Source organism: Pseudomonadota bacterium, assembly GCA_040752895.1.
GTDB lineage: Bacteria > Pseudomonadota > Alphaproteobacteria.
This window is the reverse complement of the sequence record JBFMHN010000004.1, coordinates 180,802-205,168: the sequence shown is the minus strand read 5'-3', so window position 1 is coordinate 205,168 and position 24,367 is coordinate 180,802. Positions and strand designations below refer to the sequence as shown.

Sequence of the window (24,367 nt, the reverse complement as noted above, 5' to 3'; positions counted from 1 at the left end):
ATAGCTGTTCCGGCTGGCCCGTCTTAGTTTCCGCCTGTCCGCCGCGATTTCATGGCGATCTGCCGGCCGACTTCCGCCGGCTGCGGAAGTTTTGCGTGAACGGCGAGAACCTCCTGCAGCCGCCCCACGATCGCCTCCGGAAAGGGAACGGCGGCCCGCTTCGTCATGTCCACGTGGACGACCAGCATCTCCTGCGTCGCCGAAACGAAGCCCTCCCCGGCGTGGAGCAGCTCGAAGAAAAGGTGCATGCGCTTCGCGTCGAAACCCAGAAGTTGGGCCGTGACGTCGAAGGAATCACCGGCGTGCAGCTCGCGCTTGTAAATGACATGCGCCTCAACCGCGAAGGCCGAGCATTTCTTCGCTTCGATATATTTGGGGCCGAGGCCGACATGGCCCCACCAGCGGTCGATCGCGTCGTCGAAGACCTGCGTGTAGTAAGCGACGTTCATGTGGCCGTTGTAGTCGAGCCAGCTTGGCTCGACCTTGCCGGCGTAGGCCCGGTAGGGCGCCTCGAGAATGGTGCTGTCCATGCGTGCTCCTTGATCTCCGCTTGCGACTATAGCGAAAATTACTCGCGATCATAGGCAAGGTTCGCCCCCAGCCAGGCCTCCACCTGCGCGACGCCGACCCCTTTCCGCGCCGCGTAGTCGAGGACCTGATCGCGGCCTATGCGCCCGACCCCGAAATACTGGGCCTCTTCGTGGGCGAAGTAGAAACCGGAAACGGACGACGCCGGCAGCATGGCGAAGCTTTCCGTGAGAGTGATTCCAGTCAGACGCCCCGCATTCAAGAGATCGAAAAGCGGCGTCTTTTCGCTGTGGTCCGGGCAGGCCGGGTAGCCAGGCGCCGGGCGGATGCCGCGATAGGCCTCGCGGACGAGGGCGGCGTTGTCGAGGTTTTCGTCCGGCGCGTAGGCCCAGAATTCCTTCCGCACGCGTTCGTGCAGGCGCTCGGCGAAAGCCTCGGCCAGACGGTCGGCGAGCGATTTCAGAAGAATGCCGCTGAAGTCGTCGTGAGCGCGTTCAAACTCGGCCAGCCTTTCCTCGATCCCGTGGCCCGCCGTCACCGCGAAGCAGCCCAGATAGTCGGGCTTTCCGCTTTCCTTCGGCGCGACGAAGTCCGCCAGGCAGAAATTCGCCCGGTCCCTTGACTTCGCCGCCTGCTGGCGGAGGAAATGGAAGGTGGCGCGGACCTCGCCTCGCGTTTCGTCCGTGTAAAGCTCGACGTCGTCGTCGCGGACGGCGTTGGCGGGGAAGAAGCCGATCACACCTTTTGCCGTAAGCCAGTTTTCCTCAAGGATGCGCTTCAGCATGACCTCGGCGTCCCGGAACAATTGGCGGGCCGCCTCGCCGACCTTGGCGTCGTCGAGGATGGCCGGGTAAGTGCCGGCCAACTCCCAGGCCTGGAAGAAGGGCGTCCAGTCAATGCGGCCGACCAGGTCTTCGAGCGGGTAAGCCGCGAAGGCCTTGAGCCCAAGGAAGGCGGGCCGCACCGGCGTCGTTTTTTCCCAGTCGATCCGGTATTTTGCCCGCCGCGCCTCGGCCAGACTCACCCCCGGCCCCCTCTGCGCGCGCGCGCCGTGGCGGGTGCGGATTTCCTCGTATTCCTTCGTGATCCCGGCGACGAAATCGTCTTTGAGGGTTTCGCTCAGCAGGTTGCTGACGACGCCGACGGCGCGCGAGGCATCCAAAACGTGGATGGTGGCCCCCTGATAGCCGGGCGCGATCTTGACCGCGGTGTGCGCCTTCGAGGTCGTCGCCCCCCCGATCAGCAAGGGAACGGTAAAACCTTCCCGCGTCATCTCCTTCGCGTTCGCCGCCATCTCCTCAAGCGAGGGCGTGATGAGGCCGCTTAAGCCCACCACATCAACCTTCTCCCGTTTCGCGGTTTCCAGAATCTTCGCGTAGGGCACCATCACGCCAAGATCGATGACCTCGAAGTTGTTGCACTGAAGGACGACGGCGACGATGTTCTTGCCGATGTCGTGGACGTCCCCCTTGACGGTCGCCAGCAGGATTTTTCCCTTCTTTGCCTTTGCCTTTGCCCCTCCCCCTCCCCTACTACCTTCCGCCTCGATGAAGGGCAGGAGATGGGCGACCGCCTGCTTCATGACGCGGGCGCTTTTCACGACCTGGGGCAGAAACATCTTGCCGGCGCCGAAAAGGTCGCCGACGACGTTCATGCCGTCCATCAGCGGCCCCTCGATGACCTCGATCGGGCGCGCCTTCAAAAGGCGGGCCGCTTCCGTATCCTCGAGGATATAGTCGGTGATCCCCTTGACCAGCGCGTGGGTGAGCCGTTCCTCGACGGAGGTGTTCCGCCAGGCGAGATCTTCCTTTCTTTCCTTGCCGCCGCCCTTGACCGTCTCGGCGATTTCGAGGAGGCGCTCCGTGGCGTCCGCCCGCCGGTTGAAAACGACGTCCTCGATCCGCTCGCGCAGCGCGAGCGGGACTTCCTCGTAAACAGCGAGCTGGCCCGCGTTCACGATTCCCATGTCCATCCCCGCCTGCACGGCGTGGTAGAGGAAGACCGCGTTCATCGCCTCCCGAACCGGGTTGTTGCCGCGAAAGGAGAAGGAGATGTTGCTGACGCCGCCACTGGTAAGCGCGTAGGGCAGCGTCGCCTTGATCTCGCGGACGGCCTCGATATAGTCGCGGGCGAAGTTCCGGTGCTCCTCGAGGCCGGTCGCCACCGGAAAGATGTTCGCATCGAAGATGATGTCCTCCGGCGGGAAACCGGCCTTTTCCGTGAGAAGGCGGTAGGAGCGCGTGCAGATCTCGATCATCCGCGCCTTGTTGTCCGCCTGGCCCTTCTCGTCGAAAGCCATGACGACGGCGGCCGCTCCATAGCGGCGAATCGCCTGCGCCTGGACGAGAAAGGCTTCCTCGCCTTCCTTCAGGCTGATCGAGTTCACGATGCCTTTTCCCTGGATGCATTTGAGGCCGGCCTCGATGACCGACCATTTCGAGGAATCGACCATGACCGGCACCCGCGCGATGTCGGGCTCGGACGCCACCTGGTTGAGGAAGATCGGCATGGCGACCTCGGCCTCCAGCATGGGATCGTCCATGTTGACGTCGATGATCTGCGCCCCGCCGACGACCTGCTCGCGGGCCACCTCCAGCGCGGTTTCGTACGCGCCCTCCCGGATGAGCTTCGCGAAACGTGTCGAGCCTGAAACGTTCGTCCGCTCGCCGACGTTCACGAAGCCGGCGACGGAACCCAGGGTCAAGGGTTCGAGACCGCTCAGGCGGCAGCGCTTCTCGATGGTCGGGATCGGCCGCGGCGAAAGCTCTGCGATGGCTTCGACCATGGCCCGGATATGGTCGGGCGTGGTGCCGCAGCAGCCGCCGATGATGTTGACGAGGCCGCTTTCCGCGAACTCCCGCAGGCACGCGGCCATGGATTCCGGCGTATCGTCATAGCCGCCGAAGGCGTTGGGGAGGCCGGCGTTCGGATGGGCGCTGACGGGAATGCCGGCGACGCGAGCGATCTCCTGGATATGCGGACGCAGCTCCTTGGCGCCCAGCGCGCAGTTGAAACCGATCGAGAGCGGCTCGGCGTGGGCGACGGCGTTCCAGAAGGCCTCCGGCGTCTGGCCGGAAAGCGTGCGGCCAGAGGCGTCCGTGATGGTGCCCGAAATCATGATCGGAAGGCGTCGGCCGCTCGCCGCCAAGTAGTCATGGACGGCGTAGATCGCGGCTTTCGCGTTCAAGGTATCGAACACGGTCTCGATCAGCAGAATGTCGGCGCCGCCGGCCACCAGACCGCGCGTCGCCTCGCGGTAGGCGGCGACCAGCTCGTCGAAGGTGACGTTCCGGAAGCCCGGGTCGCCGACGTCGGGCGAGAGGGAGGCCGTGCGGTTCGTCGGCCCCAGCACGCCGGCTACGAAGCGCGGCTTTTCCGGCGTTTTTTTCGTCGCGGCCAGGGCCGCCTCGCGCGCGAGCCTGGCCCCCTCGACGTTCAGCTCGTAAACCAGGGACTGAAGCCCGTAGTCCCCCTGCGCGATCGCCGTCGCGTTGAAGGTGTTCGTTTCGACGATATCGGCGCCGGCCTCGAAATAGGCGGCGTGGATGTCGCGGATGATGGCGGGCTGGGTCAGATTGAGGAGGTCGTTGTTGCCCTTAAGGTCGCGCGGGAAATCGCTGAAGCGCGCGCCCCGATAGCCCGCCTCATCCAGCCGATAGCCCTGGATCATCGTTCCCATCGCCCCGTCGAGGAAGAGGATGCGCTGGCTCATATAACGCTTGAGTTCGTTCGTGCAGTCTTTCGGCGTCATGCGCTCTCGCTTTCCTTTTTCGTTGGCCGGGCGCCGAGCACGTGGCTGATCGCATAGGTGAGATCCGCCCGGTTGAGCGTATAGAAATGAAATTCGTCAAGGCCTTGCGCCTGCAGAAGCCGGCATTGCTCGGCGGCGACGGTGGCACCGACCAGCTTGCGCGTTTCCGGGTCGTTCTCCAGCCCTTCGAAGAGATCGCAAAGCCAGGCCGGGACCGTCGCCCCGCACGCGGCGCTGAACCGGACGATCTGATCGAGATTCGAGACCGGCATGACGCCCGGCACGATGGGAACCGTAATCCCGGCGGCGCGCACGCGATCGAGAAAGCGGAAATACACATCAACGTCGAAAAAGTATTGCGTAATGGCGCGGGCAGCACCGGCGTCGATTTTCCGCTTGAGGTTGTCGAGATCGGCGGCCGGACTTTTCGCTTCCGGGTGCGTCTCCGGGTAGGCGGCGACGGAAATCTCGAAATCGGCGACGCGTTTCAGGCCCCGGACGAGATCCGCCGCGTACGGGTAACCGCCCGGGTGCGGCGCATAGCGCGCCGTGCCCTCCGGCGGGTCGCCACGCAGCGCCACGATGTGGCGGATGCCCGATTCCCAATAGCAGCGCGCAACCGCATCCACCTCTTCCCGGGTGGCGCCTACGCAGGTCAGATGGGCGGCCGGCTCAAGGTCCGTCTCGCGCCGGATGCGGGTCACCGTCTCATGGGTGCGCCCCCGCGTGCCGCCGCCGGCCCCATAGGTCACCGAAACGAAACGCGGGCGGAGGGGGGCTAGCCTCAAGATCGCCTCCCAAAGTTTTTCCGCCATCGTGTCCGTCTTCGGCGGAAAAAACTCGAAGGAAAGCTTCGGCGCCGCGCGACGGGTGAGCGTGAAGGGAAGCGGCGGCGTCTGGACCGCGGGCGAGGGGCTGGCGTTTCGCGGCGTCATGCGGCTTTTCCTTCCCTGGCGCCGGCGGCGCGCGTCGTCCGCCACAGCACGACGGTTAGCGGCTTGCCCGGCAGCGTTTTCCCCAAGGCCCCCTTCAGCCCGGCGGCGGCAAGCCAATCTTGCATTTCATCGTCCCGAAACCCGAGACGGCGATGGGCGTGCTCGTGCCGCAGCGCCTCGAGGTCGTGCGGGGCGAAATCGACGATCAGGAGACGGCCTTCGGGTTTCAGGACACGGGCCGCTTCGCGAATCGCATCGGCCGGACGGTCCGCGTAGTGAAGGACCTGGTGAATTGTCACGAGGTCGTATGCCCCATCCGCCAGCGGAAGCTGATACATGTCGGCTTGCCGAACCTGGCAATGGCCGAGACCGGCTTTTTCGAGATTGGCCCGGGCGATCGCCAGCATTTCGTGGGAAAGATCAACGCCGAGGGCGCGTTCGACATGGGGTGCGAAGACCTCGAGGACACGCCCGGTGCCGGTGCCGATGTCGAGCAGGCTTCGGCGGCGACTTTTCGGCAACCCCTTCAAGGCAAGTTCCTGCATGGCTTGCTCGACGCGGTCTTCCGGCACATGAAGCGCTCGCAGCGTTTTCCACTCCGCGGCGTTGCGGCGAAAGTAGTCGGCCGCCACGTGCGCCCGGGCGCGCTTGATGTCTGCGAAACGCTCGCGGTCACGGCGCAGTTCGAGATCGGAGGGAAGCAGCGCCAGAACGCGGGCGGCCAGTTCCGCTCCAGCGCCTTCCGAAGCCAGGCGGTAGAAGGTCCAGCTACCTTCCCGGAAACGTTCGAGCAAGCCAGCCTCCGAAAGCAGTTTCAAATGGCGCGAGATGCGGGGCTGGCTCTGGCCGAGGATCTGGGTAAGCTCGCTCACCGTCAATTCGCCCTCGGCGCACAGCGCAAGCAGGCGAAGCCGCGTCGGTTCCGCCGTCGCGCGCAAGCCGTTTAGAAACTGCGACAGGTTTTTCATGCTTGCTCTCACGGACGCCAAAATTCCCGACTTTGCCTATAATATAAACATATCTTTATATTGTTATCAAGTCGCCCATTCCGGCAGCGCGCCGAAGGTGTTGGCAAGCTTTTCTTTCCCTTTTTTCCTTCGCCTCGGACGCAACACGGGAAACGCCCGTGACGGTGTGGATGGGTATTCTTTTCCCGAACGGCCATTCACCAGGCTTGATCGGCAGGATACGGCGTGTTTCCTATGCGAACAGCGAGTAAGGATTAAGTAAGGAGAAGCTGGTTGATTTCTACGCAGCGGTGCGTACCTTATACCGCCTGCGCCGGTAGGATAGAATTCGTGACGGTCGGTCGTCTTCGATTTTCCCTCCCTTTCGGCGCGCTTTAAAACGACAAGAGACCGTAACAAGCAGCAAAGAACGTCCACCACTTGAAGGGAGCGCTTCGGTCGCCGAACAAGCCATGCCATTAAATCCTGTGTCAAAAAATCCCGCATCGCGTTTCTACCGGATTGTATTTCTAATCCTTGTTCTGACGCTTCCGAGCAGTCCGCTGGCGGCCCTAGAAGCCAACAAGGCGACCAGCTTCATCAATGGCCTCGGCGGCAAGGCCATCACCATGCTAACGGAACCGACGCTGGAAGATTCGACCCGCCAGGCCCGTTTCCGCAAGCTTTTCGAGGAAAATTTCGACTTGCCGATCATCGCCCGTTTCGTTCTTGGGCGCTATTGGTCGCAAGCCACGGAGGCGCAGAAAAAGGAATTCCAGTCTCTTCTGGAGGATTACATCGTGCTGGCCTATTCCAGCCGATTCAAGGAATACAACGACGAAACCTTCGAAGTGAACGACGTGCGGCAGGATGGCGGGGAAGACGCCATCGTTTATACGCGCATTATCCGGCGCACGGCGCCGTCGGTTCGCGTGGACTGGCGGGTTCACGAGCCGAACGCCGGCATCAAGGTTATCGATGTCTCCATCGAGGGCTTGAGCATGGTGTTGACCCACCGCAACGAATTTGCCGCCGTCATCCAGCGCGCTGGCAGTGGGATCGATGGCTTGCTTGAAATTCTGCGCAAGAAAACGGAGGGCGTGAACCGGAGTCTTTCCGGCGCCTCCTGAAAGGCCTTCCCCCGGGAAATCGGGGCAATCCCCGCCCGGAACGGCGGCGTGAAAGACGCGAGCAACGACGGGCCGGAAAGCCGCCGGGACCCTCCGCGGGCGCAGGACGGGCCTTGGGTCCGAAACGTGCTACCCTGCGCGGAGCCACCGCTGGACGAACGCCATGCCGAGCCACCGCTCTAACCACGCCCTAGCCATACTTCTTCCTCACGCCTATCGCGGCGTTCCGCTCGCGGTGACCCTCAACCTATTGAACGCCGGTCTCGTCGTCCTTGTGCTGGAGAGCGCCGTCGCCAGGAACACGCTCGGTCTACTGGTTTATCGGCCTCGTCGCCGTCGGCCTCTTACGGCTGGCCATCTGGGCGCGGTTCCGGAAGGCCCGCATCGACACTACGAACGCCAGGCGATGGGCAAACCGGCTCACCTTAAGTGCCGGCTTGGCCGGCAGCATCTGGGGACTGGCCGGCGTTCTTCTCTTCGTTCCCGACAACCCGCTTCTGTACACCTTTCTTCTTTTCGTCATCGGCGGCATGGCGACCGGCGCGCTCGTCATCTCCAGCCACCACATCCAGGCCTTTCACGCTTTCTTTCTGACCAGTCTGCCGCCGGTTGGCATCCGCATCCTCCTGCTTGGCGAGCCCATCCATCTGACGATGGCAGCCATGATCGCCTTTTATTGCGTGGCCATTCTTATGGTCAGCCTGCGAATCGGACAAACCTTCGTGGACATCATCTCGTTGCAGGAACGCCTTCGCGGAATCATGGACAACGTTTTCGACGGTATCGTGACCATCGGTCAAGACGGCCGCGTCAAATCTGCAAATTCGGCGGCCGGGAAACTATTCGGCTATCCGCCAGACGCGTGCGTCGGAAAGGTGTTCTTCGGGGACCTCGTGCCGACCGAATACAACGTGGCCACCGAGGAGAAAGAAAGTACCTCGGCATCGCCTTGGAGATGGGGAGTGGCCACTTCCGCCCGTGAACTTATCGCGAAGCGAAGGGACGGCGCCACCTTCCTGGCGGACATCGCCACAAGCCGCATGACCTATGGCGGCGAGGAGTTGCACATCGTAATCGTGCGCGATATCACCGAGCAGAAAGCCCTGCAGGTCCAACTCCTGCAAGCGTCGAAACTGGCTACCCTCGGACAGATGTCGGCCGGCATCGCCCACGAGCTGAACCAGCCCTTGAACGTCATCCGCATGGCGGCGGAGAACGCGCTCCTGCGGCGGCAGGCGGACGGCCTGGACGCCGCCTATACGGAGGAAAAGCTGGCGACCATCTCGAAGCAATCGGAACGGATGGGCAAGATCATCAATCATTTGCGATCGTTCAGCCGTCTCGACAAGACCCATACGGAAGTTTTTGACCTTGTCGCCGTCGCTCAGCAGGCCGCCGACCTGCTCCGCGACCAATTCGATGCCGATGGCATCGAATTGGATGTCCACTTGCCGGCAACGCCGCTTGAGGTGCGCGGGCATCCAAACCAGATCGAGCACGCCCTCTTGAACCTCCTGAATAACGCCCGGGACGCCATCCAGGAACGCGGGGCGCCCCCGAACGCACCGGCGGCGGAGAAGGGCCGGATCACGCTTGAGATCCTGACCTCGGGCTCAAAGCCCCCCGATCCCCCGGCGACCCAAATCAGGCTCCGTGTCACCGACAACGGCATCGGCATCCCGTCCGCCAATCTCGCCCGTCTCTTCGATCCTTTCTTCACGACGAAGGCGGTTGGCAAGGGAACGGGGCTTGGACTCGCCGTCTCGCAAAACATAGTTAACGCCATGGGCGGGCAGATCGTCGCCGCAAACACCCCCGCGGGGACCTGCTTCGAGATCAAACTTCCGCAAGCGGATTCTGAAAAAAACCTGTAAGCTGCGGGGCCAGTCTCAGGGAGCAGTCTCAGGGAAAGGAAACGCGGAAAACAATGGAAAAGCGAAAATCCATACTCGTCGTTGATGACGATCCGCTACAACTGAAGGAATTGGCGGACTTCCTGGCAACCCTGAACATCGACTGCCTACAAGAACAGAACGGCTACGGCGCCCTCAGCAGCATCAAGAAAAACCACCCCGACATTGTCCTGCTCGACATCAAGATGCCCGGGCTGGACGGGATCGAGGTGGCCCGCCTCATTGACAGGCTTTCGCCGAAACCTTCCGTCATCCTCATGTCCGGGCACGCCGATTGCATCCACGACGCCAACAGCGCCGAGATCAACGTCTTCGGCGTCATCGACAAACCGATCCCCTTGCGCGCGCTGAAGCGCTTCATCGAACAGAAATTGATGGACTAGGCCGTTTACCGGCGACGGGCGGCGTCCTCTTCGATCGCCTGGCGGTAGGCTTTCTCCGAAACGTAGGGCCCGTGGGCGCGGAACTCGGAAAGCTTTGCCTTCACAAGGCCGCCCCCATGGGGCAATACCTTGAAGTAGCCGCCATCGCGGCCGATCAGGGGGATCGGGCGGTTCCACCGCGAGAACACGCGGCGCGCCGTGATGGAATGCTCGTGGGCGTAGGACTTTTCCTGCGGGTCCCGGGCAAAAAGATACTCCTGCGCCTCAACGAATTCCCGCACGAACGAGCGGGTAACGACCCGCAGATTCGAGATCACCCAGCAACGGTCCTCGAATTCCCAGAAATAGCCCAGGCCCAGGAATTCGCCCTCCAGCGTGATGTAAGGAAAGAAGGGAAAGGCCCGGCAGGCAAGCGTGCGGTTCTCCCGCTCGCAGAAGCGCGCCCCCTTGCATTCGATCGTCCGGCAGTCGCCCGCCGTCTCTTCGACGATGCGGCGCGTGGCGGCATCGTAGGGCTTGAAGCGGTGCCACAGATCGGTCCGCGATTTCAGCAGTTCCCATTCCGCCTTGTGGGCGACGGGAACGGCGTCCTGGGTCGTACAGCACACCGGCTCGCCGCCGTTCAGCGGCGCGCACTTCTTTCCGCAATCGTAACGCGAAACGGCCGTTTGGAACCGGTCGTAAACGTGGCGAAAGTGTTTGGGCTCAAGGCACGCCTTTTTTGACATGGCCGGCAACATATCAACCGGGGGCCGCTTTTCCTATGTGAAAAAAAGCGGACGGCGGACGATAACGAACGCCCCGTTTATTCCGGCATCTTCGGGAACCGTGCCAACCCGTCGTCGGGAAGGGTGTCCCATGGCTGGGCGCTCGCCGTATAGAGATGCATGGTCGGCTTGTAGAGGCCTGGGTCGTCGAGGCTAGATGCCTTGATGACGATGGCGTCCGGCAGCATCTCGAGTTTAGAGAACACCGGCGCCCCGCAATTCGGACAAAAGCCGCGGCTTATCTTCCGCCCGCTGTCCGCGGCGACGGTATAATATTTTGCCTCGCCCTTAAGAAACTTGGCGTTCGCCTTCGGGAAAACCGCCACCGCGGCAGAGCCGCCGCCCGACGCCTTCTGGCAGTCGCGGCAATGGCAATTGCCGGCAAGCATGGGTTCGCCCGCGATCTCGTAACGGATGGCGCCGCACATGCAGCCGCCCTTATAAGTCGTCATGATTATCTTCTTCCCTGCTCTCTTGCTCTCTTGCTCTCTTGCTCTCTTGTTCTCTTGTTCTCTTGCCTTTCCGAAAGGCTTCGCCCCACACTAGCCCGCCCCGCCCCAGTCAGGCAATTTAACCACGCCCGACATCGAGTGCGGCATATTAGGTCAATATGGCATAATCGATTCTTGTGGATGAATTTCGCACCGCAACCCAAAACAGCCGCCGGAGGACGGATTAAAGCGGCGTTTTTCCTTTCGCATTGCAAAACGAAACGCCGGTTGTGATTCGACAACGCCGAACGGACGGGCGATGCTTTTCCCATCCGAAACCAGACGGAAGAGCGGAAGCACGAAAAAGCGGAAGGCCGGCTTGCCGAACGCAACCTTAGCTTCTGCCCACCCGGGAGACAGTCATGCTCCTCAAACTTTTTTCGGCCCTCGTCATCTTCTTCCTCATGGCACTGACCGTTTGGACCGGCGGCTAGCCCGGCTTGCTGCCCGTCCGGCCGAGTCGGCGCAACCGGTTCCGAAACCGCAAGGCTTTTTGGCGTACCCCGGTGGAGGAAGCTTGGAAAAAACAGAAAGCAGCAACGCGATGATGGAAAAGAAAGCGGAAAAGACGGGTATCTACCGATCAACCTTGAAAATTGTCATCGGCGGGATGTTTGGCCTTGGGTTTCTTTGGGCGGCGCACATGTTCGGCTGGCTCTATTCGCTCTTCATGGCACCGGTGCGAAGCGTCGGCTGGCTGGAATGGATGGTCGTGGGGTCCTTCGTCACCGGGATTTTCGCCCACCTGATGGGGATGCTCCGCTTTTCCTTCAACGACTGAAACCGCCGCCCGAACCCCATCCCGAAGGGCTTAAGGAAGCCATAGATAGACCGGCAGGTAACCGGCCAGTTGCAGCTTTTCGATCCCTTCGAAAAGCGGCAGGGCGAGGTAGAAAAGGCAGGAGTCCCGGAATGTGATCCAAACGAGCGACGGCCGCACGACAAGCGTCTCGGCGTTCTTCCACAGCCGCCAGCGCGGCAGCCAACGCGGAACCTCGGCCAGATAGGCGCGGTAGGACTCGCCAAGTTTGACCGACAGAAACGCTTCTTCTTTTCGGCTGACGCCATTGAAAATCAGAAAAATGAGAAACGCGAACAGCACGCCAACGACGCCGCTGCCGACCAGAAACCCCACGCCACCGGCGGCGATGACCGAGAACACGTAAAGTGGGTTGCGCACGACCGAATAGGGACCGCTGTGGATGACCGTCGCGTTTTTCTGCCCGCCGATATACATGCTGCACCAGGCCCGTCCGAGGACGCAAAACCCGATAAGAAACAGGCCAAGGATTTCGAGGCCCTCGTGCCAGGCCCCTCCCGGAGTCCACCAGGATTGCGTGAAGAGGCCGGTGGGCAGAAGAAGAAGGCCGACCCCCAAGATGGCACGCTTGCGGCGGTGCTGAACGGAAGAAAGGCTGGGAGAAGGCGAGACGGCAGTCATCGGGCTGACTGGAACGTGGATTTTCTGGTTCGACATGGGCGCCCCTCTGTCAACCGGCCGCGCGAAACTACCGGCTGCGTGCCGCTGCCGCAAGGAAGATATCGCGCCCCCTTCGCCGCCGCCGGTCTGCTATCATGTTGATACCGCAGGGACAAACGGACGAGGCAACCATGGATAAAAGCGAAGGCTTGATCGCTGCCTTCCGGCTGGATGGCGCGGGGGGTGGCGAAGCGGTTGACTGGCACGACATCGGAAAGCCTGGCGAGGGCCTCCTCTGGGTGCACCTGAACCGCCAATCCCAGGCCGCGCGGCAATGGATCAGCGAGGCAAGCGGGCTCGACCCGGACGTCGGCGAGGCGTTGCTCGCCGAGGAGGCGCGGCCCCGCTGCACCCGCCATAACGACGGCGCGATACTGACCTTGCGCGGCGTCAACCTGAACCCGGGCGCCGACCCGGAGGACATGGTCGCGGTTCGGGCCTGGGTCGAGCCGACGCGCATCGTGACGACACGCGGGAGGCGAGTCATCGCCACCCAAGACATTGCGGACGCGCTCGGGGCCGGTCGGGGGCCGCGCACGGCCGGCGACTTCGTCGCCGATCTGGCCGAACGTCTCGTCGACCGTATGGCCTTCGTCATCACCGAGCTGGACGACAACGTGGATGCGCTGGAGGACGAAATCCTTGTCGTCCAAAGCGGCGCGCTGCGCTCCCGCCTTGGGGAGCTTCGGCGCGAGGCGATCGCGCTTCGGCGTTACCTCGCACCCCAGCGCGAAGCGCTCGGCCAGCTTGCAACGCTCGACACGCCATGGCTGGACGCCAGGCGCCGAGCCAAGCTTCGCGATGTCGCCGATCAGGTCGTCCGCTACGTTGAAGATTTGGATGCGGCGCGCGAGCGGGCCGCCGTTATTCAGGACGAATTGACGAACCGGCTCTCCGAGCAGATGAACCGCACGATGTACGCGCTATCCCTCGTCGCCGGCATCTTCCTGCCCTTAAGCTTCATCACCGGACTTCTCGGCATCAACGTGGCCGGCATCCCGGGCGCGGAGACGCCGTGGGCCTTCGTCGCCGTCTGCGGAGCCCTGCTTGCCGTCGGCCTTTTCGAGCTTTGGCTCTTCCGCAAACTGCGCTGGGTCTGACGGGATTGTGTGCCCGAGCCTCCGGCCGGCGCAGGGCGTTCATCGGAAATAGAGCGGCGGGGTCGGCTTGTTGGCTCTTGCAATCAAGCAAAGATAAGAACAGGCTACGACGCTCACCGACAGCTTGAGAACCCGCCCGATGCGACGCCTGATGTTCACGTTCTTCGCGCTGCTCGTTGGCGCATCGCTCGGCGCAATGGCGGCCCCGCCCGCCGAGGCCCCACCAGACGCGAAGCCGGCTGTGCCGACCAAGCCCGTCGCCGAGACCTTTCAGGATTTGATTGCCGCCGCCGAAAAACTGAGCGGCCCGATTCCCAGCGCCGACGATGGTTCGCTCTCGGCTCGGCATCAGTTCTTGATCGGCGTCCGGCTCCAAAACGGTTTCGGAGTCACGCAGGATGTCCCCGCCGCGCTGCGCTGGTATGACCGCTCCGCCGCGCGGGGTTTTGCGCCGGCGCAGGCATGGGCCGGCGACTTCTACCGCTACGGCATCGCGGACACCCCCATCGACAAACCGAAGGCGGCCGGGCTGTACCGCGCATCGGCAACACAGGGCTGGGCTTACGCGCAGGTGGAACTCGGCACCCAACTGCTGGTGGGCGATGGCGTGCCGGTGGACATGGCCGAGGGCGAGAAGTGGCTGCGCGCCGCCGTTGGCAGGGATCCGTTCGTCGACGACTTCCTGCCCGTGCTCGACCGCCTGCCGCGTGACCCACCCTGCCGCGAAGGCTTCTGCGCCGTCCTCCGGCTGGCCATCGCCGACGCCGAGCGCGACTTCAAGATGCTGACCGCGGGCGCGTTCAACGCGAACAAGGTGGCCGACGCGCGTTACGCGCTGCCGGGCGCTTCCAGCTGCGGAATCGTCGACGAGACCGACAAGGCGCTGCGGCAGTACGTCTGCATCTTCGAGGGACCGGCCGCCGGCCCCGACGATCTGTTGCCGCGCATCCGCCGCGCGCTCGCCCTCGACGGCGGCGCCCCGCGCTGGATCGCGACCGACGACAGCTTCCACTTCAACCCCGGCCCCGACTGCGCGGAGGATCCGGACGACCCGTTCTCCGACTGTTCGCCGATGGACAGGCCGGCGGAGCGCTGGCAGTTCAAGCCGCTCGGCTATGTCGATTACTATGAGTACGACTTCGACTATGCCAAGCACCGCGACGCGATCCCGATCGCCGACCGCATCAGCGTCAAGGTCGCGCCCAACCCCTGGGGCAAGGGCAAGGTTGTGCAAGTGTTCACCGTGCCGCATCCCGACGGGCCGATCGAACACCACGCCAATTTCATTCTCTACGCTTACGAGACCACGATCTCACCGACCTACACTATCCGTGTGGACGGAACGGTGGTCGGCACCATGCTGGGTTATGCGAAGGGCAGCGGCAAGGAACTCGGTCTGCGGATCCGAGACGGCAGCCGGAAGATCCGCATCACGGACGACGCCACGGGCTACTGGGAGGAGTTCGACGTTAACGTCCGCGCGATCTTCGATCATTGTTTCTACGACAAGACCCGGGGCATCAACTGTATGTCCAGCATTACGCAGACAATCGCGCCCTCCGCGCACCGCTAGAGAAGCGTAGCGAAGGGCACCGTCCCCGCCGATTGCCCTGTTTAATGGGAAAAACACGGGGAAATTTCGCGAATTACCCGGGATAGCAATCCCCTTGGGCCACGGCGGCTATTAGCGAACGCCCCAGGAAAGCGCCAGCAGCCCCAGCAGCAACAGGCTAACCACCTGCCAGAACAGCAGCGGGTTGCGCTCGTACAGGGGTCGCCGCGACTCTGCCGTTATGCCGCCACGCGCCAGGCCGTTCTCGATCTCGAAGGCAAACTCCAGCACGTCCCCATGACGTTGACCGCGATCGATGGCGAAAGCGCGGCCTAAAGCAAAGTCGAGCCAGGCCGGCAGATCGGGACGGTAACGCGACAGCGGCACGGGCGGCTTCAACCGTGGATGGGAAAAAGGTTCGATCTCGCCGTAGGGATAGTGTCCGCTAAAGGCGCGATAGAGCGTCACGCCAAGGGCATAAAGATCGGTCGACTCGTCGCCGTTGCTGCCTTCGCGCATTTCCGGCGCCATGAAGCTCGGCGTTCCGGGGATCGCTTCCACACTGGGGTCTTCGGCCTTGGCCATACGCGCCACCCCGAAATCAAGCAGCCTGAGACCGCCGCCCTTGAGCACCATGACGTTATCGGGCTTGATGTCACGATGAATAATGCCGGCACGATGCAGCGCCACCACCGCCTTGGCGAGCGCGATGCCGATCCCGACACCCTCGGCCAGCGTGACCTGCGGACGGCGCGCGAGCCGCGCTTCCAGCGTTTCGCCATCGTAAAACGGCATCGCCAGATAAAGCCGCGATCGCCGCTCGGGCAACAGCGGAACGATCTCGCCGAGCCAGGGACTGCGCGTTTGGCTGGCGACCAAAGTTTCGCGCGCAAAGGCGACGCGATAGACCGCATCGTCGGCGACACGCGGGCGCGGAAATTTAAGCACGACCTCTCGCGCCGAAGCTGGGTCGTACGCCCGATAGAGCCGACAGTAACGGCCATCCGAAAGAACTGGGCCTAGTCGAAACCCGTCGATTTCATCGCCGGGTTTGGGCAGTTCGCCGATCGGCAGATCGCCAACTTCGCTTTCGACGCCGGCCCAATCGAGTGATGGCAATGCGATCACGTCGAGTACCAGGGCGCTGGCATTGTCCTGGCTGCCAGCCGTCAGCGCCGCCACCACCAGACTGCGCGCGGTTTCGTCCGCCGCCGCGCCGCGTCCAAGCTGTTCGGCGATGCGCGCGTCCGACAGCGCGCCATGCACACCATCGGTGCACAGCAGAAAGCGGTCATGGGCTTCCAGGCCAAGCGACAAGTGATCGAGGCGCAAGGCCTCCTCGACGCCGATGGCGCGGTACAGCACATGCGACAGATCGGGATGGCGATGAACGTGATCTTCGGTCAGCCGCTGCAAACGATTGCGGCTGAAACGGTAGACGCGGCTGTCACCGACATGGATCGCATGCGCCTTGCGGCCGAGCAGGATCAGCGCGCTCAGCGTGGTCGCCATGCCCTGCAGGTTCGCATCCCCGCGCCCTTGCGCGAATACCCAGCGGTTCGTTGCTTCCAGCACCCGGGCCGCCGCCCGTTCGACGCTCAAGGTCGCGGGTTGGCTTAGATAGCCCTCGATGAAGTCCCGGACCGCAATCTCCGCCGCTTCCCGCCCGCCCTTGGCGCCGCCGACGCCATCGGCGATCGCCGCCACCAGGCCATGGCTCGCGCGCTCCTTGGCCGTGCCGGTATAGGCCGCAAGAAAATCTTCGTTACGCGCGCGCGCCCCCCGCTCGCTGGCAAAGCCGACCCGCACATGAAGATCGTTGCAAAACTGCACCGATAAATCCGTTCCTTTCTGGCGCGGATCGATCAGATCTGCGCGCCCGAGCGCGCACCCCAGGTGGTCCGCCAGCGGCGCTTGACGGTGACGAGCCCGCCAAGCCCCAGAAGCGCCAATAACGCAAAAACCAGGAAGCCGCCGCTAAAGCTGCCGCTCCATGCCTGCGACAGGCCCAGCGTCTTGGCAAGAAAAAACCCGCCGATGCCGCCCGCACAACCGACCAAGCCGGTCAGGGTGCCGATTTCTTGGCGGAAGCGTTGCGGAATGAGCTGAAAGATCGCGCCATTGCCCATGCCCAGCGCCAGCATGCCGGTTGAAAAAAGCAAAACCGACGCCCAGGCGATCGGCGGCATATCGGTAATGGCCCAAGACGCGCCGGCCGCCGTGTCGGGGGCGGGGCCACCCGGCATATTCGCGATGATGCAATAAGCCGCCGCGACCACGGTGAATAAAATAAGCAAACTGCGGATGCCGCCAAAGCGATCGGCGACAAAGCCGCCGACGGGGCGAAAGCAGGAGCCGCACAAGACGATGATGGCGACCATAAGCCCTGCCGCCACGCCCGAGACGTGATATTGCACCGTGAAGTAAACCGGCAAGGCGCTGGCAAGCCCGACAAAACCGCCGAAGGTGATGAAGTAAAAGAACATAAACCACCAGCTATCTCGATCGCCAAGCAGCGCGCGGTAGCTTTGCCAATTCACCGGCCGGCGGGCGTTTGGCGCATCTTTGGCCAGCAACAGATAAACCGCAAATACCACCAGCAGAGGGATCAGCAAAAAGCCGAACACGTTTTGCCAGCCATACGTTTCGGCAAGCGAGGGCACGATCAAAGTATTCAGCACTACCCCCGAATTACCAGCCCCGGCAATACCCATGACAATGCCCTGATAATGCGGCGGATACCAGCGGCTCGCTTGCGGCAAGGCGACCGCGAAAGAAGCGCCGGCGATCCCCAACACGACGCCAAGAAGCTGAACGTCGAGCTTGCTGTTCAAGCCAAAAATCCATGCGTACGCCATGGCGGCGATGACCAGCGATTGCGCGACGGTAGCGGTGCGCTTTCCGCCGAAATGATCCGCCAGCATACCGACCGGCAATCGCCACAACGCGCCAGCCAATATCGGAATCGCCACCAGAGTGAATTTTTCCTCCATCGCGATATTGAGATCGCGCGAGATGTAGATGATCAGCGGTCCAAGCGTGACCCAGACCATGAAGCTGAAATCGAAATACAGGAACGCCGCCAGCAGCGTTGGCCAATGCCCGGCCTTGCGGAAATCGCGAAAATCCATCGGTCCCATCCGTTTGCTCCTTCTTGTCTTTCTTGCAGTGCAACAAGCAAGGGGCATGCCAGCCTATAATTTGCGATAAAATTGGTTTTTTCCTTGTAAATCATGGCGTTATTAAGTTGATCAAAAATAGTGCACTAAAGATAATTGATCGTAATCTGGGCGATAATTATTGCGCTGCTCAATAAATAGGCCGGGCGCACCGTTCATTTTGCCGGCACGGCCCAGCTAAGTCCTTATTCTACCAAAGCTTTACCGGAATGCCGGGAATGGCACGAAGCTTGCGTGATGTTTTCTGAAAGTTGTTCGCGAGCGTGCCGCCCCTGAATGACCGGCGCCCATCGCGAAAGGCTCGAACACGAAGCGCGGAGATTGCCCCAGTGAAGCAGCGTCTCGTCGTCATCGGCAACGGAATGGCCGGAATGCGGACGGTCGAAGAGTTGCTGGCCATCGCGCCCGATCTCTATGACATCGCGGTTTTTTCGGCTGAGCCGCATGGCAACTACAACCGGATTCTGCTCTCGTCGGTTCTGGCGGGCGACAAGAGCCTGGAAGAGGTCACGCTCAACGACGAAGACTGGTATGCCGAACACGGCATCGCTTTGCACAAAGGCAAGGCAGCGGTCGAGATCGACCGGAAGCGGCGGCGCGTCGTCGCCTCCGATGGAACTTTCGCCGAATATGACCGGCTGTTGCTGGCGACGGGTTCCGATCCGATCGTTCTGCCGTTGCCCGGCAGGAACCTGCCGGGCGTTGTGACCTTCCGCGACATCGCCGATGTCGAGGCTATGCGGTTGGCCGCCGAACGCTATCGCCGGGCCGTCGTCATCGGCGGGGGGTTGCTGGGCCTCGAGGCTGCCTATGGCCTTCTGAAACGGGGCATGGCGGTGACCGTCGTCCACTTGATGGATACGCTGATGGAGCGCCAGCTCGACCCGATCGCGGGCGGCATGCTCCGGCAATCCCTCGAAGCCCGCAAGATTGTCTTCCACATGCCGGCCGAGACCGAGGCGATATTGGGCGAAGATCGCGTCAGCGCCGTTCGGCTGAAAGACGGCACCGAGATCGCCGCCGATCTCGTGGTCATGGCCGTCGGCATCCGGCCCAACATCGCACTGGCGAAAAAAGCCGGCTTGCACTGCGAGCGCGGCATCGCCGTCGGCGATACCATGCAGACCTACGACCCCCGCATTTATGCCGTCGGCGAATGCGTCCAGCACCGCGGCAAAACCTATGGACTGGTCGCGCCTTTGTTTGAACAAGCCAAGGTTTGCGCCAATCAGCTCGCACGCCGCGGCCACGCCGGCTACAATGGGTCGGTCACCTCGACCAAGCTCAAAGTCACCGGCGTCGAGGTTTTCTCGGCGGGCGATTTCCAGAGCGGCAATGGCGGCGAGGAGATCGTTCTGCACGATCCCTTCCAGGGCGTCTACAAGAAGCTGGTCTTGAAAGACAACCGCATCTGCGGCGCGGTCACCTATGGCGATACCGTCGATAGCGCCTGGTATTTCCAATTGCTGCGCGAGGGCACCGACGTCTCGGCGCTCCGCAACGAACTGATGTTCGGCCGGTTCCATCTCGGGGATTCAGGACGCGGCGGGCATTCGGCGACGATGCAACTCGCCGATGAAGCGGAGATCTGCGGCTGCAATGGCGTTTCCAAGGGGCAGATTCTAGCCGCCATAACCGCCAAGAAACTTTTCACGCTGCAGGATGTGCGCGCCCATACCAAGGCCTCGTCGTCTTGCGGCTCTTGCACTGGGCTGGTCGAACAATTGCTCGCCAGCGCGCTTGGCAGCGACTACTCCGTTTCCCCGAAAATGCAGCCGATATGCGCGTGCACCGAGTATTCCCACGACGAGGTCCGCCGGGTCATTCGCGAACAAAACCTGAAATCGATCTCCGAAGTCAGAACATTTCTCGAATGGCGCACGCCGGACGGTTGTCACAAGTGCCGCCCGGCGCTTAATTATTATCTCTTGTGCGCGTGGCCGGGTGAATACAGCGACGATTCCCGCTCGCGCTTCATCAACGAGCGCGCCCACGCTAACATCCAGCGCGACGGCACCTTTTCGGTCGTCCCCCGCATGTGGGGCGGCGTCACCACGCCTGCGGAATTGCGGGCGATTGCCGATGTTGCCGATAAGTTCGACATCCCCACGGTCAAGGTCACCGGCGGTCAACGCATCGATCTTCTGGGCGTGAAGAAGCAGGACTTGCCCGCCGTCTGGAGCGATCTCAGCAAGGCCGGGCTGGTGTCTGGTCACGCCTATGGCAAGGCGTTGCGCACGGTCAAGACCTGCGTCGGCTCGGAATGGTGCCGCTTCGGGGTGCAAGATTCGACCGCGATGGGGATTGCGCTCGAAAGGATGAGTTGGGGCAGCTGGACGCCGCACAAGGTGAAAATGGCGGTGTCGGGCTGCCCGCGCAACTGCGCCGAAGCGACAATCAAGGATTTTGGCGTCGTCGCCGTCGAATCCGGCTGGGAGCTTCATGTCGGCGGCAATGGCGGCGTCAAGGTGCGGGCGACGGATTTGCTATGCAAGGTCAAGACGCCCGAGGAAGTCGAAGAATGCTGCGGCGCCTATCTTCAGCTCTATCGCGAGGAGGCGCATTATCTCGAACGCACAGCGCCCTGGATCGAGCGGGTCGGGCTGCCTTACATCAAGCAGCGCATTGTCGAGGACGAGGAAGGACGCAAGGCGCTCCATGCCCGCTTCCTGCACGCCCAGACCTTCGTGCAGAAAGACCCCTGGGCGGAACGGGCGACGGGCCTCGACCGGACGGAGTTCGTGCCCTTGACCGTGAACGCCTGAACGATGACCGACTGGACCGAAATTTGCCCTCTCGAACAAATCCCGCGGCTCGGCGCGCGGGTCCTGCCCACGCCTGGCGGCAATATCAGCCTGTTTCGCACCAGCGACGACCGCGTATTCGCGCTGACCGACCGTTGCCCGCATCGCGGGGGACCGCTATCGCAGGGCATCGTGCATGACCATTTCGTCACCTGCCCCCTGCACGATTTTGTCATCGACCTGACGACGGGGAAGGCGGTAGCGCCCGACGAAGGCTGCGCCAATAGCTACCCCGTGCGCGTTGAGCAGGGCATGGTCCTGATCTCCCTCGATCGCCCAGAAACAGCGACCGAAGCCGCTTGAGCGCGCCGGTTCGCACCACTTGCCCCTATTGCGGCGTCGGCTGTGGCGTCCTTGTCCGGCGCGACCCCGGCGGCAAAGTCGTGCTCGCCGGCGACCGCGGGCATCCGGCCAATTTCGGGCGACTGTGTTCGAAGGGCGCGGCGTTGGCCGAGACCCTAAGCCATGACGGCCGGCTGCTTTATCCGCGCCTGGGCGGACGGCGGATCGATTGGCCGTCGGCCATCGCCACCGTTGCCGATGGCTTCAGCCGGGCGATGGATCGGCACGGCCCCGAGGCCGTCGCCTTTTATGTTTCGGGTCAGCTTCTGACCGAAGATTACTACGTCGCCAACAAGTTGATGAAAGGCTTCATCGGCGCCGCCAATATCGACACCAATTCACGGTTGTGCATGGCGTCCACCGTGGCCGGCCATACCCGCGCCTTCGGCTCGGACACCGTTCCCGGCTGTTACGAAGATATCGAAGAGGCCGATCTCGTGGTGCTGACGGGCTCGAACCTGGCCTGGTGCCACCCGGTCTTGTTTCAAAGGCTGAGCGAGGCGCGCGAGCGCCGCGGCACGCGGGTTGTCGCCATCGACCCGCGGCGCACCGTCACTTGCCAAATCGCTGACTTGCATATGCCGCTCAAGCCGGGCAGCGACGTGCTGCTTTGGAACGGGCTGCTGGCCCATCTCGCTCAAGCGGCAGCCCTCGATCGAAGCTTCATCGAGTCGCATACCCAAGGCTTCGTTGAAGCCCTTGCCGCCGCCCGCAACGAGGCCGGCGAGATCGCCGCGATCGCCGCCGGCACTTGCCTTAACCCCGACGATCTTGCGCGCTTCTTCGACTGGTTCGCCACCACCGAAAAGACCGTTACGGTTTTTTCCCAAGGCGTCAATCAGTCGGCGCAAGGCACGGACAAGGTCAACGCCATCCTGAATTGCCATCTCGCCACGGGCCGCATCGGCCGTCCCGGCATGGGACCCTTTTCCGCCACCGGTCAGCCCAATGCCATGGGCGGGCGCGAGGTCGGTGGGCTGGCCAACCAGCTTGCCGCCCATATGGGCTTCGAGGACGCCGCCCTCGCCCGCGTCGCCCGCTTCTGGCAAGCGCCCCGCATCGCGCGCGGGCCGGGCCGCAAGGCCGTCGATATGTTCCAGGCCGTGGCCGAGGGGCGGATCAAGGCGATCTGGATCATGGCGACCAACCCGGCGGTTAGCTTGCCCGAAACCGACAAGGTCCGGCGCGGACTCGAGGCTTGTGAGATGGTCGTCGTCTCGGATTGCGTCGCCGAGACCGACACCACGCGCTATGCCGATGTTCTTTTGCCCGCCGCTGCTTGGGGTGAAAAGGACGGCACGGTGACCAATTCCGAGCGGACAATCTCGCGCCAGCGGCGTTTTATCGACCCGCCGGGCGAAGCGCGCCCGGATTGGTGGATCGTCACCCAAGTGGCGCGCCGCATGGGGTGGACCGAGCAATTCGCGTACGAATCGCCGGCCGACATTTTTCGCGAGCACGCCGCCCTTTCGGGTTTTGAAAATCAAGGCGACCGCAGATTCGACATCGGCGGCTTGGCCGAAATCACGGATTCGGAATACGACGCTTTCGCGCCCGTGCAATGGCCGCTGCCAAAGGCGAACGATGGGAAGCGCAAGGCAGGCGGTGCAAGCCCGAAACGCCTCTTCGCCGATGGCGGATTTGCGACGCCGGACACCCGCGCGCGATTCGTCGCCGTTTCGCAAACGCCGTCGGGCCACGCGCCAGGGGTCGAGTTTCCGCTTGTGCTCAATACCGGCCGGGTTCGCGACCAGTGGCACACCATGACCCGAACCGGAAAATCGCCGCGCCTCGCCGTAACCGAGCCCGAGCCGTTTGCCGAAGTTCACCCCGGCGACGCCGAAAAATTCGGTCTCAGCGACGGCGGGCTTGCCCGAATCGCAAACCAAAACGGTGAAATTCTCATCCGCGTTCGCCTGAGCGCAGGCCAGCAGCCCGGCTCAGTTTTCGTTCCGATGCATTGGAGCGATGCCTTTACCGGAAATTCGGTCATTGGCCGTTTGGTGCCGGCGCGGACTGACCCGATCTCGGGCCAGCCCGATTCGAAAAACGCCCGGGTGCGTATTTCGCCTTTTGCCGCCGGCTGGAGCGGTTTCCTGATCTCGCGGCGGGAATGTCGGCCGCGCGACGTTGACTATTGGTGCCGCCATGCGGCCGAACAATGCTTCGTTTACGAACTCGCCGGCGCGCACCTTCCCGATGCCATCGACGGCTGGGCCGGCGATCTTCTCGAGGCCGCCGCCACCGATGAACTCATCCGTTTCCGCGACCCGACACACGGGATTTGGCGCTGGGTGAAGCTCCACGCCATCGGGCTGGATGCCTGTCTTTTCGTCTCGCGCAGCGAAGCGCTTCCCGAGCGCGATTGGCTGTTGGAATTGTTTCGGCACGATCGCATTGACGCATCCGCGCAGCGTGTGTTGCTTGGCGGCGCCGCGCCAACGCCAGGAGCGGACGAAGGGCGGATTGTTTGCGCCTGCTTTGGCGTCGGTCTCAAGCGGTTGGTCGCCGCTATCGGCGAGCGCAAGCTCACCAGTGTCGAAGCCATCGGGCAAGCGCTTAAGGCCGGCACCAACTGCGGCTCTTGCCTGCCCGAACTCAAGGAGTTGCTCGGCCATACCCGCCCTAACGCCGCCTGATCGGATGGAAAAGCGGCGGCGGCAAACAGCCTCTCCCCGAGAAGGGGATGAGGGCGGCTTGGAGCGAGCGCCTCTACTTACCCGAGCGGCGCGTGAGCGGCCCTGGTGAAAAGCTTCATGAATCGAGCCAGGATAACCTTGAGCTCCATAATATGAACGAGATTACCCTCGCGCCGGGCGGCGGTGATGTCCTCAACGATCATCTTGCAGATTTCGCGGACTCCGCCCTCGGAGTGGAGAAAGTGATCTCCAACATCGGCGGCGACAGTATCCGGCATATGCTCATGCTCGGCGATCGCCTTGACCACGCCCTCGTCCAATTTCCGGTATTCATGAATGTTTGTCATTTCAAGCATGACACCCCTCCATCTCTAGCCCCCCTTCAAGACGCGGGTTGCGGGGAAAGCTGCCTGGCTGTCCCCGCGA

The 24,367-nt window shown here is 62.7% G+C and carries 19 protein-coding genes; 9 read left to right on the top strand and 10 right to left on the bottom strand.

Annotated features, from left to right (window positions below; all coding sequences use genetic code 11):
- Window positions 1-23 precede the first annotated feature (23 nt).
- The 4 genes from AB1781_08905 to AB1781_08890 are packed head-to-tail and all read right to left on the bottom strand — an operon-like array spanning window position 24 to window position 6,182.
- Window positions 24-530: a thioesterase family protein gene (locus AB1781_08905; GenBank protein ID MEW5704686.1), complete on the bottom strand. Its 507-nt coding sequence runs from the start codon at window positions 528-530 to the stop codon at window positions 24-26.
- A gap of 38 nt (window positions 531-568) precedes the next feature.
- Window positions 569-4,279 carry a methionine synthase gene (gene metH, locus AB1781_08900; protein ID MEW5704685.1) on the bottom strand — a complete coding sequence of 1,237 codons (3,711 nt, stop codon included), beginning with the start codon at window positions 4,277-4,279 and terminating at the stop codon, window positions 569-571.
- Window positions 4,276-5,214: a methylenetetrahydrofolate reductase gene (gene metF / locus AB1781_08895; GenBank protein ID MEW5704684.1), complete on the bottom strand. Its 939-nt coding sequence runs from the start codon at window positions 5,212-5,214 to the stop codon at window positions 4,276-4,278. The genes metH and metF overlap by 4 nt, the downstream gene beginning before the upstream one ends.
- On the bottom strand, window positions 5,211-6,182 hold the full coding sequence (locus AB1781_08890) for a metalloregulator ArsR/SmtB family transcription factor (protein ID MEW5704683.1): 972 nt from the start codon (window positions 6,180-6,182) through the stop codon (window positions 5,211-5,213). Before AB1781_08890 ends, metF begins: the two co-directional genes overlap by 4 nt.
- 467 nt (window positions 6,183-6,649) lie before the next feature.
- Here AB1781_08890 and AB1781_08885 point away from each other — a divergent pair, with 467 nt between their 5' ends.
- From AB1781_08885 to AB1781_08875, 3 genes are all read left to right on the top strand, one after another.
- On the top strand, window positions 6,650-7,291 hold the full coding sequence (locus AB1781_08885; GenBank protein ID MEW5704682.1) for an ABC transporter substrate-binding protein: 642 nt from the start codon (window positions 6,650-6,652) through the stop codon (window positions 7,289-7,291).
- Window positions 7,292-7,563: 272 nt separating this feature from the next.
- Window positions 7,564-9,165, top strand: a complete 1,602-nt coding sequence (locus AB1781_08880) for an ATP-binding protein (GenBank protein MEW5704681.1) — start codon at window positions 7,564-7,566, stop codon at window positions 9,163-9,165.
- Window positions 9,166-9,218: 53 nt separating this feature from the next.
- On the top strand, window positions 9,219-9,587 hold the full coding sequence (locus AB1781_08875) for a response regulator (GenBank protein ID MEW5704680.1): 369 nt from the start codon (window positions 9,219-9,221) through the stop codon (window positions 9,585-9,587).
- 5 nt (window positions 9,588-9,592) lie between these two features.
- On the opposite strand, the gene AB1781_08870 is transcribed toward AB1781_08875, so the two are convergent.
- Both AB1781_08870 and AB1781_08865 read right to left on the bottom strand, forming a co-directional pair.
- Window positions 9,593-10,315: a hypothetical protein gene (locus tag AB1781_08870; protein MEW5704679.1), complete on the bottom strand. Its 723-nt coding sequence runs from the start codon at window positions 10,313-10,315 to the stop codon at window positions 9,593-9,595.
- Between the two features lie 77 nt (window positions 10,316-10,392).
- Window positions 10,393-10,806 carry a GFA family protein gene (locus tag AB1781_08865; GenBank protein ID MEW5704678.1) on the bottom strand — a complete coding sequence of 138 codons (414 nt, stop codon included), beginning with the start codon at window positions 10,804-10,806 and terminating at the stop codon, window positions 10,393-10,395.
- A gap of 358 nt (window positions 10,807-11,164) precedes the next feature.
- On the opposite strand from AB1781_08865, the gene AB1781_08860 reads away from it, so the two are divergent.
- Window positions 11,165-11,626 (top strand): hypothetical protein, encoded by a 462-nt coding sequence (locus AB1781_08860; protein MEW5704677.1) that lies wholly within the window; start codon window positions 11,165-11,167, stop codon window positions 11,624-11,626.
- A 30-nt stretch (window positions 11,627-11,656) separates the two neighbouring features.
- Here the strand turns inward: AB1781_08860 and AB1781_08855 are convergent, their stop codons facing one another.
- Entirely contained in the window at window positions 11,657-12,322 is a 666-nt protein-coding gene (locus AB1781_08855) for an isoprenylcysteine carboxylmethyltransferase family protein (GenBank protein MEW5704676.1), read from the bottom strand.
- Window positions 12,323-12,456: 134 nt separating this feature from the next.
- On the opposite strand from AB1781_08855, the gene AB1781_08850 reads away from it, so the two are divergent.
- Together AB1781_08850 and AB1781_08845 are read left to right on the top strand one after the other, a co-directional pair.
- Window positions 12,457-13,425 (top strand): zinc transporter ZntB, encoded by a 969-nt coding sequence (locus tag AB1781_08850; GenBank protein ID MEW5704675.1) that lies wholly within the window; start codon window positions 12,457-12,459, stop codon window positions 13,423-13,425.
- Window positions 13,426-13,576: 151 nt separating this feature from the next.
- Window positions 13,577-14,998 carry a tetratricopeptide repeat protein gene (locus AB1781_08845; GenBank protein MEW5704674.1) on the top strand — a complete coding sequence of 474 codons (1,422 nt, stop codon included), beginning with the start codon at window positions 13,577-13,579 and terminating at the stop codon, window positions 14,996-14,998.
- Between the two features lie 111 nt (window positions 14,999-15,109).
- On the opposite strand, the gene AB1781_08840 is transcribed toward AB1781_08845, so the two are convergent.
- Both AB1781_08840 and AB1781_08835 read right to left on the bottom strand, forming a co-directional pair.
- Window positions 15,110-16,786, bottom strand: coding sequence for a protein phosphatase 2C domain-containing protein (locus AB1781_08840; GenBank protein MEW5704673.1), 1,677 nt, complete (start codon window positions 16,784-16,786; stop codon window positions 15,110-15,112).
- 56 nt (window positions 16,787-16,842) lie between these two features.
- The gene (locus tag AB1781_08835; GenBank protein MEW5704672.1) at window positions 16,843-18,108 is read right to left on the bottom strand and encodes a nitrate/nitrite transporter; all 1,266 of its coding nucleotides are present in this window, start codon (window positions 18,106-18,108) and stop codon (window positions 16,843-16,845) included.
- A 377-nt stretch (window positions 18,109-18,485) separates the two neighbouring features.
- Between AB1781_08835 and nirB the strand changes: the two genes are divergently transcribed.
- The 3 genes from nirB to AB1781_08820 are packed head-to-tail and all read left to right on the top strand — an operon-like array spanning window position 18,486 to window position 23,941.
- Window positions 18,486-20,921, top strand: coding sequence for a nitrite reductase large subunit NirB (nirB, locus tag AB1781_08830; GenBank protein ID MEW5704671.1), 2,436 nt, complete (start codon window positions 18,486-18,488; stop codon window positions 20,919-20,921).
- Between the two features lie 3 nt (window positions 20,922-20,924).
- The gene (nirD, locus tag AB1781_08825) at window positions 20,925-21,263 is read left to right on the top strand and encodes a nitrite reductase small subunit NirD (protein ID MEW5704670.1); all 339 of its coding nucleotides are present in this window, start codon (window positions 20,925-20,927) and stop codon (window positions 21,261-21,263) included.
- Window positions 21,260-23,941, top strand: a complete 2,682-nt coding sequence (locus AB1781_08820) for a molybdopterin-dependent oxidoreductase (GenBank protein MEW5704669.1) — start codon at window positions 21,260-21,262, stop codon at window positions 23,939-23,941. The genes nirD and AB1781_08820 overlap by 4 nt, the downstream gene beginning before the upstream one ends.
- Window positions 23,942-24,018: 77 nt before the next feature.
- On the opposite strand, the gene AB1781_08815 is transcribed toward AB1781_08820, so the two are convergent.
- Window positions 24,019-24,297, bottom strand: coding sequence for a hypothetical protein (locus AB1781_08815; GenBank protein MEW5704668.1), 279 nt, complete (start codon window positions 24,295-24,297; stop codon window positions 24,019-24,021).
- Window positions 24,298-24,367 lie beyond the last annotated feature (70 nt).